The organism is Saccharothrix deserti (genome assembly GCF_009769385.1).
Lineage (GTDB): Bacteria > Actinomycetota > Actinomycetes > Mycobacteriales > Pseudonocardiaceae > Actinosynnema > Actinosynnema deserti.
The window spans coordinates 1-14,555 of record NZ_VKAB01000036.1; the positions used below are offsets into that span (position 1 = coordinate 1).

14 protein-coding genes are annotated in these 14,555 nt (G+C 69.7%); 6 read left to right on the plus strand and 8 right to left on the minus strand.

Annotated elements, in window-relative coordinates:
- The first annotated feature begins 489 nt into the window (after positions 1-489).
- From FM051_RS39490 to FM051_RS39510, 5 genes are all read left to right on the plus strand, one after another.
- On the plus strand, positions 490-1,458 hold the full coding sequence (locus FM051_RS39490) for an MASE1 domain-containing protein (protein ID WP_238412974.1): 969 nt from the start codon (positions 490-492) through the stop codon (positions 1,456-1,458).
- Positions 1,459-2,532, plus strand: a complete 1,074-nt coding sequence (locus tag FM051_RS39495) for a lycopene cyclase family protein (RefSeq protein WP_158852248.1) — start codon at positions 1,459-1,461, stop codon at positions 2,530-2,532.
- 40 nt (positions 2,533-2,572) lie between these two features.
- The gene (locus tag FM051_RS39500) at positions 2,573-4,276 is read left to right on the plus strand and encodes an EAL domain-containing protein (protein WP_158852249.1); all 1,704 of its coding nucleotides are present in this window, start codon (positions 2,573-2,575) and stop codon (positions 4,274-4,276) included.
- Between the two features lie 82 nt (positions 4,277-4,358).
- Positions 4,359-5,471 (plus strand): carboxylate-amine ligase, encoded by a 1,113-nt coding sequence (locus tag FM051_RS39505; RefSeq protein ID WP_158852250.1) that lies wholly within the window; start codon positions 4,359-4,361, stop codon positions 5,469-5,471.
- A 128-nt stretch (positions 5,472-5,599) separates the two neighbouring features.
- The gene (locus tag FM051_RS39510) at positions 5,600-6,013 is read left to right on the plus strand and encodes a CBS domain-containing protein (RefSeq protein ID WP_158852251.1); all 414 of its coding nucleotides are present in this window, start codon (positions 5,600-5,602) and stop codon (positions 6,011-6,013) included.
- Positions 6,014-6,204: 191 nt separating this feature from the next.
- On the opposite strand, the gene FM051_RS39515 is transcribed toward FM051_RS39510, so the two are convergent.
- Genes FM051_RS39515 through FM051_RS39550 form a run of 8 tightly spaced genes read right to left on the minus strand, consistent with a single transcriptional unit; the run spans position 6,205 to position 12,840 of the window.
- Entirely contained in the window at positions 6,205-6,597 is a 393-nt protein-coding gene (locus tag FM051_RS39515; protein ID WP_077005795.1) for a metal-sulfur cluster assembly factor, read from the minus strand.
- Entirely contained in the window at positions 6,594-7,037 is a 444-nt protein-coding gene (sufU, locus tag FM051_RS39520) for a Fe-S cluster assembly sulfur transfer protein SufU (RefSeq protein ID WP_158852252.1), read from the minus strand. The genes FM051_RS39515 and sufU overlap by 4 nt, the downstream gene beginning before the upstream one ends.
- An 18-nt stretch (positions 7,038-7,055) precedes the next feature.
- Positions 7,056-8,333, minus strand: a complete 1,278-nt coding sequence (locus FM051_RS39525; RefSeq protein WP_158852253.1) for a cysteine desulfurase — start codon at positions 8,331-8,333, stop codon at positions 7,056-7,058.
- 46 nt (positions 8,334-8,379) lie between these two features.
- On the minus strand, positions 8,380-9,153 hold the full coding sequence (gene sufC, locus FM051_RS39530; RefSeq protein ID WP_158852254.1) for a Fe-S cluster assembly ATPase SufC: 774 nt from the start codon (positions 9,151-9,153) through the stop codon (positions 8,380-8,382).
- A 34-nt stretch (positions 9,154-9,187) separates the two neighbouring features.
- Complete coding sequence (locus FM051_RS39535; RefSeq protein ID WP_158852255.1) at positions 9,188-9,508, minus strand: non-heme iron oxygenase ferredoxin subunit; 321 nt, start codon at positions 9,506-9,508, stop codon at positions 9,188-9,190.
- A complete protein-coding gene (gene sufD / locus FM051_RS39540; protein ID WP_158852256.1) occupies positions 9,505-10,695 on the minus strand; it encodes a Fe-S cluster assembly protein SufD in 1,191 nt (396 codons plus the stop codon). Before sufD ends, FM051_RS39535 begins: the two co-directional genes overlap by 4 nt.
- Position 10,696: 1 nt before the next feature.
- Positions 10,697-12,142: a Fe-S cluster assembly protein SufB gene (sufB, locus tag FM051_RS39545; protein ID WP_158852257.1), complete on the minus strand. Its 1,446-nt coding sequence runs from the start codon at positions 12,140-12,142 to the stop codon at positions 10,697-10,699.
- The gene (locus FM051_RS39550) at positions 12,139-12,840 is read right to left on the minus strand and encodes a helix-turn-helix transcriptional regulator (protein ID WP_158852258.1); all 702 of its coding nucleotides are present in this window, start codon (positions 12,838-12,840) and stop codon (positions 12,139-12,141) included. Before FM051_RS39550 ends, sufB begins: the two co-directional genes overlap by 4 nt.
- 110 nt (positions 12,841-12,950) lie before the next feature.
- Between FM051_RS39550 and mptB the strand changes: the two genes are divergently transcribed.
- On the plus strand, positions 12,951-14,519 hold the full coding sequence (gene mptB, locus FM051_RS39555) for a polyprenol phosphomannose-dependent alpha 1,6 mannosyltransferase MptB (protein WP_202919250.1): 1,569 nt from the start codon (positions 12,951-12,953) through the stop codon (positions 14,517-14,519).
- Positions 14,520-14,555 lie beyond the last annotated feature (36 nt).

Here is a 14,555-nt window from a genome sequence, read left to right on the forward strand (position 1 = left end):
ACAACACTGACAATAATGTCAGTTGTCCAGTAACAATCTCAAAGGAAAACCTCTTGACGAGGTTCATACAATTTACTGGCTATTCGGCACGCTGTTGAGTTCTCAAAGAACACGCGCACACCATCACGTCCCGCGTCTTACCGCGGTTCAATCCGGGGCTTTGTGTTTCTGTGTTTCGCTTGTGTTGAAAGCTTAGCTCGTTCGTTTTCGCGGTGTCAAATCGGCCGGTTTCGGCTTCTCGGCTCCGCGACAAACTCGCTTGGCATTCAATTTGTTCTGCTCACCGGAGCGGAGGCAGCACGCTGTGCTGCTGATTCGTTTCCGGGGGCTTGTGCTCGCCGCGCTCCGTTCCGGTCTCTCTCCGGCCCGTTCCGCGCTGGCAGAGAGAAAGTTACACCCCGGCCCACGCAGATACAAATCGGGGGGTCGGTTTCGGCATCTCCGCAGCTAGGCGTGGTGCGGCCCCCTGGAACGGTGGATGCTGGGCCGGTGCAGCTCTCCCCTCGGCTCGGCCGGTACGCGCTCCACGTCCTCGTGGTGGCGGCTTGCTACTACCTGGGCGCGCGCCTCGGCCTCGTCCAGGCGTTGGTCAACGAGCAGGTGACCCCGCTGTGGCCGCCCACCGGCATCGCCGTGCTCGCCCTGGCGCTGGGCGGGCTGAGGTTGTGGCCCGGCATCGCGGTGGGTGCGTTCACGGTCAACGCCTCGCTGTCCGACATCGGTGCGACGGTCCTCATCAGCGCGGGCAACACCCTCGGCCCGGTGGTCGCCTACCTGTTGCTCAAGCGGGTGGGCTTCCGACTGAAGATGGACCGCACGCGTGACGCGCTCTCGCTGGTCTTGTTGGGCGCGTTCGCGGCCATGGCGGTCAGCGCGACGATCGGCGCCGGCGCGCTGCTGCTGACCGGCGTGATCGACGGTGCCCTGTTCTGGTCGACGTGGACGGTGTGGTGGACCGGTGACGCGCTCGGCGTGCTGGTGTTCGTGCCGATCGTCTTGGCGTTCCGCTCGCTGCGCCCGCGCGACCGTCCCGTGCGCTGGTGGTTGGAGTGGGCGGCGCTGTTGGTGAGCACGACGGTGGTCATGGCGTTCGCGACGACCAACGACATCCGGTTGATGTACCTGGTGTTCCCGTTCCTGATCTGGGCGGCGTTGCGCTTCCAGCACCTCGGCACAGCACCGTGCACGTTGATCGCGACGACCCTGGCGGCACGTGGTGCGGCGATGAGCACCGGTCCGTTCGCGGATCTGGAGCTGCTGGTGCGGATGGTGACGTTGCAGGCGTTCAACGCGACGGCGGTGTTGACGGCGCTGTTGCTGTCGGCGGTGATCGCGGAGCGCAACGCGGCGCAGGAGGCGATCGAGCGGACCGTGGCGCAGTTGGCGGACGTGGTGTCGCAGTACCAGCCGCTGCTGCTGAGCAACGTGCTGCCGCCCAAGCCTCCGGAGAAGCGCTAAGTGGACGTGGTCGTCGTCGGTGGCGGGCCGGCGGGACGGGCGTTGGCGCGGGCGTGCGCGGCGAGGGGTCTTGGGACGACGTTGGTCGATCCGAACCCGGCGCGGCCGTGGCGGGCGACCTACGCGGCGTGGGTGGACGAGTTGCCTGCCGACGCCCCGGTCGCGGTGTCGACGTCGAAGGCCCGTGCGGTGACGACCACCGAACACGTCATCCCGCGCGGGTACGCGGTGTTGGACAACGAGCGGCTGCGGCGGCTCCCCGACGAGGTGCGGGTCATCTCGGGTCGGGTGGTCGGGCACACGGAGATGAGCGCGACGTTGGCCGACGGAAGGGTGTTGACCGGTCGGGTGGTCGACGCGACCGGTGCCGCGGGTGGTCGGGCGGCGCAGACGGCGGTCGGCGTGGTGGTCCCGGCGGAGTTGGCGGCGCCGTTCGTCGGGGCGGACGAGGCGCTGATCATGGATTGGCGCAAGCCGCCGGCGGCGACGACGAGCGACCCGACGTTCCTTTACGCGATCCCGGTGTCCGCGGACGAGGTGCTGTTGGAGGAGACGTCGTTGGCCCGCCGGCCGGGTCTGCCGCTGCGCGAACTGCGGCTGCGGTTGCACGCGCGCCTGGCCGTGCACGGCATTCCGGTCCCCGACGACGAGGAACGGGTGCGCATCCCGTTGGACGGGCGGGCGCGGGACGGCGCGTTCGGCGCGGCGGCCGGGTGGATCCACCCGGCGACGGGGTACAGCGTGGCGGCGTCACTGCGGCGGGCGCCGGTGGTGGCGGAGATGATCGCGAACGGATCTCCGGTGGCGCGGTCGGCGGCCGAACGGGCGGTGCGCCGGTTGCGGCTGAGAGGCCTGGCGGCGTTGCTGGCACTGCGGCCCGACCAGGTCCCGGAATTCTTCAACGAATTTTTCCATTTGTCCGGCAGTTTTCAACGCGACTACCTCGGCGGGCACGATGACCTGCGCGGGACGGCCCGCGCGATGCTCCGGCTGTTCGGCTCGGCGGGCTGGCCCATGCGCGCCCGGCTGGTATTCCCTGTGCATTCGGCCAAAGTTTTGGAAACACCTGGTTAACGCCCTCGGCAAAAGAAGATCAACCAGGCACGATTGGGGCGTGCCCGCCTTGCTGGACGACGTTCGCTTCGCCTTCCAGCCGTTGTTCAACCTCCACACCGGAGGGGTCGTGGCGGTCGAAGCACTGGCCCGACCGCACGACGGCAACGTCCAGGACCTGCTGCGGATGGCGTTCCGCGCGGGGTACCTGGCGAACACCGACGTGGCCCTCGCGTGCCGCGCGGTCCGCCACGCGGCCGACCACGGGCTGGGCGTGCCGCTGCACGTGAACCTGCTCGCGCTGACGATCGCGGACAAACCCGAGCTCATGGCCCCGCTGTACGGCGCGCTGCGCGACACCGGGCGCGCACCGGCCGACCTGGTCGTGGAGGTCGGCACGCCGTACTCGCGCGCGCCACGGCGACTGCTGGTCAAGGGCATCGAGCGGCTGCGCCAGGACGGGTTCCGGATCGGTCTGGACGGCGTGGGCGAGGGCGACACGCCGTTGTCGCTGCTGACCGAGGTGCAGCCGGAGGTGATCAAGCTGGACCGCGAGGTGGTGGTGGCGCTGCCCACCGACCCCGCGCGGTACGCGCTGGTCCAGGCGCTGCAGCACCTGTGCGAGCACACCGGTTCGCTGATCGTGGCGGAGGGTGTGGAGACGGAGGCGCAGCTGGCCGCGCTGCGCCGGCTCGGCGTGCGGCTCGCGCAGGGCAACCTGCTGGCGAGCGCGCAGCGGCGGCCCAAGGTGGACGCGACGATCGCGACGGTGTTGAGCGAGGTCAACGACCCGGAGGCGGTCACCAGCACGGTGACCGCGCCGTTGCGGCGCAAGTCCGGTCCGAAGGTCACCGACTTCCTGCACCCGGCGACCACGCTGCCCGACTCGGCGACGTCCGAGGAGGTGCGCGAGGTGCTGGCGAACCAGCCGACGGTCACCGGCGTGGTGCTGGTGGACGAGTCCGGCCGGCCGCGCTGGACGGTGGACCGCAACCGGTTCCTGCTGGCGGTGACCGGGCCGTTCGGGCACGCCCTGCACGCCAAGCGGGAGGCGGCGCGGCTGGCGGACAAGCCGAAGCTGATCGGCGCGGAGTCGAGCGCGTTGGAGCTGCTGGACGTGGTGGCGCACGCCAACCGCGAGCGCACCAACGACGACCTGGTGGTCGTGGACGACGACGACCGGTGCCTGGGCGTGGTGCGGGTGGCGGACGTGGTGCGCGGTGTGGCCGAGATGAAGGTCGAAGAGGCGGCGGCGCTGAACCCGCTGACCCGGCTGCCGGGCAGCGACTCGATCGCGCGCGAGGTGGACCGGCGGATCCTGGGCGGCGAGCTGTTCGCGGTGGGTTGGCTGGACGTGGACGCGTTCAAGCGGGTCAACGACTCGGCCGGGTTCGCGGCCGGTGACGACCTGATCCGGGCGATCGGGCGGTCGTTGACGGAGGGCGCGGCGTCGTACCCGGGTGTGCAGGTGGGGCACGTCGGCGGTGACGACTTCCTGGTGGTCGCCGGGCTGGACGAGATCGTGCCGTTCTCCGCCGGGGTGCTGGACGTGCCGTTCGAGGTGGAGACGGGCGGGGTGACGTTGTCGCTGGCGACGTTGATCTGCGCGGCCGGGTCGGTGGCCTCGTACCGGGAGGTGTCCCGGTTGCTCGCGCCGTTGAAGGAGCACGCGAAATCGCTGCGCGGCACCAGTTGGGTGCTGGGACGACCCAACAGTGACCACGTGGACGTGCTACGTGGCGGTCCGCATCTGGCGGTAAGTTAGTAAGTTCACCGCAACGGTGCGTGTCCGTACCGATCGATTACTCATAGCATCAGGCTGACTACCCAGTGCAGGGAGGTCCCTGGTGAGCGAGGTTACCGCCCTACCCCTTCCGCGATTCGTCTCCGACCTGCCGCTCTCGGTGGGGGTCGAGGAGGAGTTCCTGCTCGTCGACGCCGAAACCGGGGCGCTGGTGCCGCTGGCGGGCGCCGTGCTCGGCGGTGGGAGCGCCGGGCTGGATCTCCAGCAGGAGATGACCCGCTACCAGGTGGAGAGCGCCACGCCGGTGTGCCGGAGCATGGCCGAGGTGCGCGAGGAGCTGCTGACGGCACGGCGTGCGCTGGCGTCGCTGGCGGCCGAGCACGGTGCTCGGATCGTGGCGACCGGGACGCCGGTGCTCGGTGGTGTCCGGCCGCCGCCGTTGACCGAGAGCGACCGCTACCGGACCATCGCCGCCGAGTTCGGGTCGTTGGTCGACGGGCTGACCATCTGCGGGTGCCACGTGCACATCGGGATCCCGGACGAGGCGACCGGGGTGCTGGTCAGCAACCACCTGCGGCAGTGGCTGCCGGTGCTGTTGGCGATGAGCGCGAACTCGCCGTTCTCGGACGGGCGGGACACGGGGTACGCGAGTTGGCGTTACCTGGCGTGGAGCCCTTGGCCTTCGGCGGGCGCTCCGCCGTGGTTCGAGTCGGTGGAGGACTACCACCGGAACACGGGGGTGCTGCGGTCGGCCGGGGCGGTGTTGGACTCGGCGATGGTCTACTGGGACGTCCGGCTGTCGGCCAGGCACCCGACGGTGGAGCTGCGGGTGTGCGACGTGGCGTCGACCGTGGACGAGGCCGTGTTGCTCGCGGCACTGGTGCGGGCGATCGCGGGGACCGCGATGGCCGGGCTGCCCGCGCACCGGGTGCCGGACCTGGCGTTGCGGACGGCGTTGTGGCGGGCGGCGCGGGACGGGTTGGACGGTGCGGGGATCGAGCCGCACAGCGGTCGGCTGGTGCCGGCGGTGGACATGGTGCGTTCGCTGGTGGACTGGACGCGTCCGGCGTTGCGCGAGGCCGGGGACGAGGACTTGGTGACCGAGGGGATCGACCGGTTGCTGCTGGACGGGACCGGTGCGGTCCGGCAGCGGCAGGCCTACCGGCGTCGTGGGTCGCTCGCGGACGTGGTGGAGATGTTGGTGGCGCAGACGTAGGCGCCCCGCGCGGGCGCCGGTTCGGGTCGGTTCAGGTCGGTTCGGGTCGGTTCGGGTCGCCGGCCGGTCGAGGTGCTGAGATCCGGCGGCGGGCGCATCCTGGTCATACGCGAACAAGGAGGTTCGGCATGACCACCGCACGGGAGATCATGAACGCCGGTGTCCAGTGCATCAAGGAGGACCAGAGCCTGCTCGACGCGGCTCGGATGATGCGGGATCTGGGCGTCGGCTCGTTGCCGATCTGCGGCAAGGACGACAAGTTGCACGGCATCATCACCGATCGCGACATCGTGCTGCGCTGCGTGGCCGAGGGTCGGGACCCCTCGTCGATGAAGGCCAGGGAGATGTCCGGGCACCTGCACTGGGTGGACGCGCAGGACGACCTGCAGCACGTCCTGCGGACGATGGAGGACAACCAGATCCGCCGGGTGCCGGTGATCGAGCAGCACCGGTTGGTCGGGATGGTGTCGGAGGCGGACATCGCCCGGCACTTGGACGAGAGTCAGATCGCGGAGTTCGTGGAGCGCGTGTACGCCCGCTGACGCGGCCCGTGCACGGCTGGTGATCGTGTACGGCCGGTGATCGTGTACGGCCGCGGTCGAGGGGCCGGAAATGTCGGACCCCGCCGGTAAGATCAAAGCAGGGGTCCCCTGGCGGGGACCCCTGCGAAGCGTTCGGAGTGCCGTGAGCGGTCCGGTGTCGGGCCGTGGCGCTCCGAGGCCGGTGAAGCGGGTCAGACCGTGAAGCCGAGGGCGCGCAGTTGTTCGCGGCCGTCGTCGGTGATCTTCTCCGGGCCCCACGGGGGCATCCAGACCCAGTTGATGCGGAAGTCGTTGACGATCCCGCCGCCGCCACCGCCGACCAGCGCCGACCGCGTCTGGTCCTCGATGACGTCGGTGAGCGGGCACGCCGCCGACGTCAGGGTCATGTCGATGAGCGCGACGTTGTCCTCGTCCACCCGGATGTCGTAGACCAAGCCCAGGTCCACGACGTTGATGCCCAACTCGGGGTCGACCACGTCGCGCATGGCCTCCTCGACGTCGTCCAGGGCTGCCACGTCTGCCTTCGGCGCGGGCGGCTCGGGCATGCCCTCGATGCCGCGCACCACGTCCTCTTCGGCGGTCATGCCTTTGCTCCCTCGCTGCGTGCCACCGCGTCCTTGAAAGCCATCCAGCCCAGCAGCGCGCACTTCACGCGCGCCGGGTACTGCGCCACGCCCGCGAACGCGATGCCGTCCTCCAGGACGTCCTCGTCGGGTTCGACCTGGCCGCGGCCCTGCATGAGCTCCACGAACGCGTCCATCTTCTTGAACGCCTCGCCGAGCGGCTTGCCCACCACCAGGTCGGTCATCACCGACGTGGAGGCCTGGCTGATGGAACAGCCCTGGCCGTCGTACGACACGTCGCGCACGGTCTCGCCGTCGAGGCTGACCCGCAACGTCACCTCGTCGCCGCAGGTCGGGTTGATCTGGTGCGACTCGGCGTCGAACGGGTCGCGCAGACCGCGACCGTGCGGGTTCTTGTAGTGGTCCAGGATGATCTCCTGGTACATCTGCTGCAGCTGCATCTCACGCCCACCCAAGAGTCATCGGACGCCGAAGAACTTCTGCGCCTCGCGGACGGCGTCGACCAGGGCGGTCACCTCGTCCAACGTGTTGTACAGGTAGAAGCTGGCCCGCACCGTGGCGGCGGCATCCATCCGCCGGTGCAGGGGCCACGCGCAGTGGTGGCCGACGCGCACCGCGACGCCCAGGCTGTCGAGCACCTGGCCGGCGTCGTGCGCGTGGATGCCGTCCACGACGAACGACACCGCGCCGCCGCGGTCGACGACGTCCGGTGGTCCGACGATCCGCACGCCGGGGATCTCGGTGAGACCGCGCAGCGCCGCCTCGGTGAGCACGTGCTCGTGCGCGGCGATCCGGTCCATGCCGATGGCGTTGAGGTAGTCCACCGCCGCGCCCAGCGCCACGGCCTGCGACGTCATGGGCACGCCCGCCTCGAACCGCGCGGGCGGCGGGGCGAAGGTGGACTTCGCCATGTGGACCATCTCGATCATCGAACCGCCGGTGAGGAACGGCGGCAGGGTCTCCAGCAGCTCGCGGCGGCCGTAGAGGACGCCGATGCCGGACGGGCCGAGCATCTTGTGGCCGCTGAACACCGCGAAGTCCACGCCCAGCGCCTTGAAGTCGACCGGGCCGTGCGGCACGGACTGGCAGGCGTCGAGCACGGTGAGCGCACCCACCGCGCGTGCCGCGTCCGCAAGGGTGCGAACCGGGTTGACGGTGCCGAGCACGTTGGACTGGTGGGTGAACGCGACGACCTTGGTCTTGGCGTTGACCAGCTCGTCCAGGTTCGACAGGTCGAGCCTGCCCTCGTCGGTGACGCCGAACCAGCGCAGCGTGGCACCCGTGCGGGCGGCCAGCTGCTGCCACGGCACGAGGTTCGCGTGGTGCTCCATCTCGGTGACCACGATCTCGTCACCGGGACCGATGCGGAACCGCTCGGCCTCGGGGCCGGAGGTGGACGCGTTGCCCATCGCGTAGGCGACGAGGTTCACGCCTTCGGTCGCGTTCTTGGTGAACACGATCTCGCCGTACTGGACACCGACGAAGTCGGCGATCTTCTGCCGGGCGCCTTCGTAGGCGTCGGTGGCCTCCTCGGCCAGCTGGTGCGCGCCGCGGTGCACGGCGGCGTTGGCGGTTTCCAGGAAGGCGCGCTCGGCGTCGAGGACCTGCCTCGGGCGTTGCGAGGTGGCGCCGGAGTCCAGGTAGACCAGCCGCTTGCCTTCCCGCACGGTGCGGCCCAGGATCGGGAAGTCCGCCCGGACGGTAGCGACGTCCAGTGGAGTAGCGGTGGTGGTCACTGGTCCGACGCCTCCTCTCGATATGAGTTCACGAACAGGTGCAACGTCAGCCGATGCTGGCGGCTTCCTGCTTCCCGATGTACTTCACGTAACCCTCGGCCTCGAGCTGGTCGGCCAGCTCCGGGCCGCCGGACTCCACGATGCGCCCGGTGGCGAAGACGTGCACGAAGTCGGGCGAGATGTACTTGAGGATCCGGGTGTAGTGCGTGATCAGCATGACGCCGACGTCACCGGACTGCTTGAACCGGTTCACGCCCTCGGAGACGACGCGCAGGGCATCGACGTCCAGGCCGGAGTCGGTCTCGTCGAGGATCGCGATCTTCGGCTTGAGCAGCCCGAGCTGGAGGATCTCGTGGCGCTTCTTCTCGCCGCCGGAGAAGCCCTCGTTGACCGAGCGCTCGGCGAAGGCCGGGTCGATGTCCAGGTCGGACATCGCCTCCTTGACCTCCTTGACCCAGTGGCGCAGCTTCGGGGCCTCGCCGCGCACGGCGGTGGCGGCGGTGCGCAGGAAGTTCGACATCGAGACGCCGGGCACCTCGACCGGGTACTGCATGGCGAGGAAGAGACCCGCGCGGGCGCGCTCGTCCACGGTCATGTCCAGCACGTTCTCGCCGTCCAGCAGCACGCTGCCGGAGGTGATCTCGTACTTGGGGTGGCCGGCGATGGCGTAGGACAGGGTGGACTTGCCCGAGCCGTTGGGGCCCATGATGGCGTGGGTCTCGCCTGCGTTGATGGTCAGGTCGACGCCCTTGAGGATCTCCTTGGAGCCCTCGTCGGTGTTGACCGAGACGTGCAGGTCCTTGATCTCCAGAGTGGCCATTGGCGGTTCGTTCTCCTGGTGTGACGAGCGGAAGTCAGTTCGTAGGTGTGGTGACGTCCACGTAGACGTCACCCCCGCGGAGTTCGACGGCGAACACGTCGACCGGCTCGGTGGCGGGCGGCGAGGACGGGCGGCCGGTGCGCAGGTCGAAGCACGACCCGTGCAGCCAGCACTCCACGCCCTTGCGCGTCACCTCGCCCTCGCTGAGCGCGAGTTCGGCGTGCGTGCACAGGTCGCGCAGCGCGTGCACGGTGTCGCCGTCGCGGACGAGCAGGACCGGGGTGTACTCGTCGCCGACCTCGAACGCCGCGGGCTTGCGGTCGTCGAGGTCGGTCAGCGAGCACACCCTGATCACACGCCCACCGCTTCGAGTTCCGCCTCGATGGCGGCTTCCAGGCGCTCGCGCACCTCGGGAACGGCGATCTTGAGCAGGATCTCGTGGAAGAACCCGCGCACGACCAGCCTGCGGGCCTGGTCCTCCGGGATGCCGCGGGCCTGGAGGTAGAACAGCTGCTCGTCGTCGAACCGGCCGGTGGCGCTGGCGTGGCCCGCGCCCTCGATCTCGCCGGTCTCGATCTCCAGGTTGGGCACCGAGTCGGCGCGCGCGCCGTCGGTGAGCACCAGGTTGCGGTTCAGCTCGAACGTCTCGGTGCCCTGGGCGGCGGCGCGGATCAGCACGTCGCCGATCCACACGGTGTGCGCGTCCTCGCCCTGGAGGGCACCCTTGTAGACCACGTTGCTGCGGCAGTTGGACTCCGCGTGGTCGATGAAGGTGCGGTGCTCCAGGTGCTGGCCCGCGTCGGCGAAGTACAGGCCGAGGAGTTCGGCGTCGCCGCCGCGCCCGCTGTAGGTGACCACCGGGGTGAGCCGGACGACGTTGCCACCGAGGGTGATGACGGTGTGCCGGAACGTGGCGTCGCGGCCGAGCTTGGCGTGGTGCGAGGACACGTGCACCGCGTCGTCGGCCCAGTCCTGGATGGCGACCACGGTGAGGTGCGCGCCGTCGCCGACGACGAACTCCACGTTGTCGGCGTACGCGCCGGAGCCGCGGTGGTCGATGACGACGACGGCCTCGGCGAACTGCTTGGCGTGCACGTGGAGGTGGCCGTAGGCGACTTGGCCCTCGCCCGCGCCGGTCACGGTGATCGTGGTCGGCTCGGACTTCGCGTCACCGGGGAGGGTGACGACGGTGGCCTCGGTGAACGCCGACCACGCCTGGGCGGCGACGCGGTCACCGGGGGTTCCCGCGACGCCCAGCCGCGCGTCGTCACGGCCGACGGTCTCGACCACGACGCCCTCGGGCGCCTTGACGTCGACCGCCGCCTTGCCGGTGGCCTCGGCCCCGTTGTGCAGGTTGGCCAGGCGCTTCATGGGGGTGAAGCGCCAGATCTCCTCGCGACCGCCGGGAACCTCGAACGCGTTCACGTCGAAGGACGTGAAGTGGTCCGCGCGCGAGGAGATCGGGGCTGAGCCCGTCTTTTCGGCGCGACCGTGCGAGTGGGCCGTCAGGCCGTGTTGCTGCTGTTCGGTGGTGACGGCCATGTCAGCCGACGGCCCCTTCCATCTGAAGCTCGATCAGGCGGTTCAACTCGAGCGCGTACTCCATGGGCAGCTCGCGCGCGATGGGCTCGACGAACCCGCGCACGATCATCGCCATGGCCTCGTCCTCGTTGAGACCGCGGGACATCAGGTAGAACAGCTGGTCCTCGGAGACCTTCGAGACCGTGGCCTCGTGGCCCATCGACACGTCGTCCTCGCGGACGTCGACGTACGGGTAGGTGTCCGAGCGGCTGATGTTGTCCACCAGCAGCGCGTCGCACTTGACCGTGGACTTCGAGTGGTGCGCCCGCTTGTTGACCTGCACGAGGCCGCGGTAGGAGGTGCGGCCACCGCCGCGCGCCACCGACTTCGACACGATCGTGGAAGACGTGTACGGCGCCATGTGGACCATCTTCGCGCCGGCGTCCTGGTGCTGGCCCTCGCCCGCGAACGCGATCGAGAGGACCTCGCCCTTGGCGTGCTCGCCCATCAGGAACACGGCCGGGTACTTCATGGTGACCTTGGAGCCGATGTTGCCGTCGATCCACTCCATGGTCGCGCCCTCTTCGGCCTTGGCGCGCTTGGTGACCAGGTTGTAGACGTTGTTCGACCAGTTCTGGATGGTCGTGTAGCGGCAGCGACCACCCTTCTTGACGATGATCTCCACGACGGCGGAGTGCAGCGAGTCCGACGAGTAGATCGGCGCGGTGCAGCCCTCGACGTAGTGCACGTAGGCGCCTTCGTCGACGATGATCAGCGTGCGCTCGAACTGGCCCATGTTCTCGGTGTTGATCCGGAAGTAGGCCTGCAGCGGGATGTCGACGTGGACACCCTTCGGCACGTAGATGAACGAGCCGCCGGACCACACCGCGGAGTTCAGCGCGGAGAACTTGTTGTCACCCGAGGGGATGACGGAGCCGAAGTACTCCTTGAACAGCTCCGGGTGCTCCCTGAGCGCGGTGTCCGTGTCGAGGAAGATGACGCCCTGTTCCTCGAGGTCCTCGCGGATCTTGTGGTAGACGACCTCGGACTCGTACTGGGCCGCGACGCCGGAGACCAGGCGCTGCTTCTCCGCCTCCGGGATGCCGAGGCGGTCGTAGGTGTTCTTGATCTCGTCGGGCAGGTCGTCCCAGGTCGCCGCCTGCTTCTCGGTCGACCGGACGAAGTACTTGATGTTGTCGAAGTCGATGCCCGACAGGTCGGAACCCCAGGTCGGCATCGGCTTGCGGTCGAACAGGCGAAGCGCCTTCAGCCGGAACTCCAGCATCCACTCGGGCTCGTTCTTCTTCGCCGAGATGTCCCGAACGACGTCCTCGTTCAGGCCCCGGCGAGCGCTCGCGCCTGCCACGTCCGAGTCGGACCAGCCGAACTCGTAGTTGCCGATGCTCGCCAGGGTCTCTTCCTGGGTGAGCGGGGCTGTGGTGGTGCGCTGCTCGGCAGCGGCAGTCATGCGGGCTCCCCTCCATCTGGGATCCGGGGTGTGTTCGGGATGTGCGTCGTGCACACGGCATCGCCGCGGGCGATGGTGGCCAGGCGCTGGACGTGCGTGCCGAGCAGGTCGGCGAACGCCGCCGTCTCGGTCTCGCACAGCTGCGGGAACTCGGCCGCGACGTGCGCCACCGGGCACAGGTGCTGGCAGAGCTGCTCCCCCGCGCCCACGTGGCGGGCCGAGGCAGCGTAACCCTCCCTGGTCAACGCCACCGCGAGGGCCTTGGCCCGTTCCGCGGCGTCCGGCTGGGCCACGATGGCCGCACGGTGCTGGTCGACGAGTGAGGCCACCCGGCGCTCGGCGAAGGCCCGTACCGCCTCCTCCCCGCCCTGTTCGGCGAGGAACCGCAGCGCGGCCACGGCGAGGTCGTCGTAGGCGTGCCCGAACCGGGAACGCCCCTGCTCGGTCAGCAGGAAGAGCTTGGCCGGGCGCCCCCGGCCTCGCTGGCCCCGTCGGGGCGCCTCCCTGCCGGTCGCCTCACCGTCGGCCACCAGCGCGTCGATGTGCCGACGCACCGCCGTGGGGCTGAGGCCCAGCTGCTCCGCGACCGAGGCCGCGGCGACCGGACCCTGCTCCAACAGCAGCCGTGCGACGGCGTGCCGGGTACGCCCGTCGTGCCCGGACGGCACGGCGGTCGAATCGGTCCCGGCGTTTTTCACAACACCAGTGTTGCGTATTTACCGGCCGGTCGCAAAGATCGCCCCGGGTCGGGTGACCCGACTCACGCGATCCGGCCGGTCGCTACCCTGCGGACGTGGCGGCGGGCGGAATGGTGATGGCGAACCGGGACACGATCGGCGAGGCAGCACCTCTCGACGCCCCGGAACGGCGGCAGCTCGACGTCATCCGCCGCTGGGGCACCGTGGGCGCGCTGCTGGTGGCCGTCGGCTCGCTCGGGTCGGGCGCCGCGCCCGTGTTCAGCCCGCTGCCGGGCACGCCGCTGCTGGGGCTGTTCGTGCGGATGCCCAGCGCGTCCATGGGCGCGGTCTGGACCGGCATGTTCCTGATCGTGTCGGCGTGGCTGTGGCTGGGCCGGTTCGCCCGGCCGGGGCGTCCCCGGCTGATGTCGCGCAGCCAGCTCGACCGCACGCTGCTGATGTGGATCACGCCGCTGGTGTTCGTGCTGCCCATGTTCAGCCGGGACGTCTACAGCTACCTGGCGCAGTCGCAGATCGCGGCCAACGGGCAGGACCCGTACGAGCTGGGTCCGGCCACGGCGCTGGGCGTCGAGCACCCGTTGACGAAGAACGTGCCGAACATATGGCGCGAGACGCCCGCGCCCTACGGACCGCTGTTCCTGGCCGCCGGGCGGGTCATCTCGATGGTGACCGGCGACAGCGTGCTGCCCGGCATCTTCCTGCACCGGCTGCTGGTGCTGCTGGGGCTGGCGATGATCGTGTGGGCGCTCCCCCGGCTGGCGCGGCGCTTCGGCGTGCCGCCGGTGAGCGCGCTGTGGCTGGGCGCGGCGAACCCGCTGGTGCTGTTCCACCTGGTCGTGGGCGTGCACAACGAAGGGCTGGCCATCGGCCTGATGCTGGTGGGGCTGGAGTTGGCGTTGCGCAGGATGCCGGTGACGCCGGGCACGCCGATGACGCGGGAAGAGCTGCTGTGGATCGTGCTCGGGGCGACCATGATCACGTTGGGTGCGGCGGTGAAGATCCCGGCCGCGCTGGCGCTGGGGTTCCTGGGCGTGATGATCGCGCGGCGGTTGGGCGGGCGGTTCTCCGATCTGCTGCGGGCGGCGCTGCTGCTGTTCGTCATCTCCGGGGTGGTGATGGTCGGCACGTGCGTCGGCACCGGGCTCGGGTTCGGCTGGGTGGAGACGCTGAACGTGGCCAGCACGGTGAAGAGCTGGATGTCGCCGCCCACCGCGATGGGGTTCATGGGCGGCGGGCTGGGGCTGCTGCTCGGGCTCGGCAACCACACCGAGTCGATGATCGTGCTGATGCGGATCGTGACGCAGGCGGTGTCGGTGGTGATCGTGGCGACGCTGATGTGGAAGGCGTTCCGGGGGCGGATCAAGGCGGTCAACGGCCTGGGCGCGGGTCTGGGCGCGGTGCTGGTGCTGGGGCCGGTGCTCCAGCCGTGGTACGTGCTGTGGGCGGCGTTGCCGCTGGCCACGGCCGTGCTGGCGCGCCGGTTCCGGGTCTTCGCGACCACGGCGAGCGCGGTGATCGCGGTGATCCTGCCGCCGACCGGTTCGGCGTTCGACGGGCGCGCCTACATCGTGCCGCAGGCCGTGACGGCCGCCGCGATCGCGTTCGCCCTCTGCCTGTTCGTAGCCCGCAAACAGATCATCCCCCTGATCAGACGCGACCCCCTCCCAGGCTCCGCCTAACCGAGAGTCGAACACTCAGGTACCGAGAGTCGAACA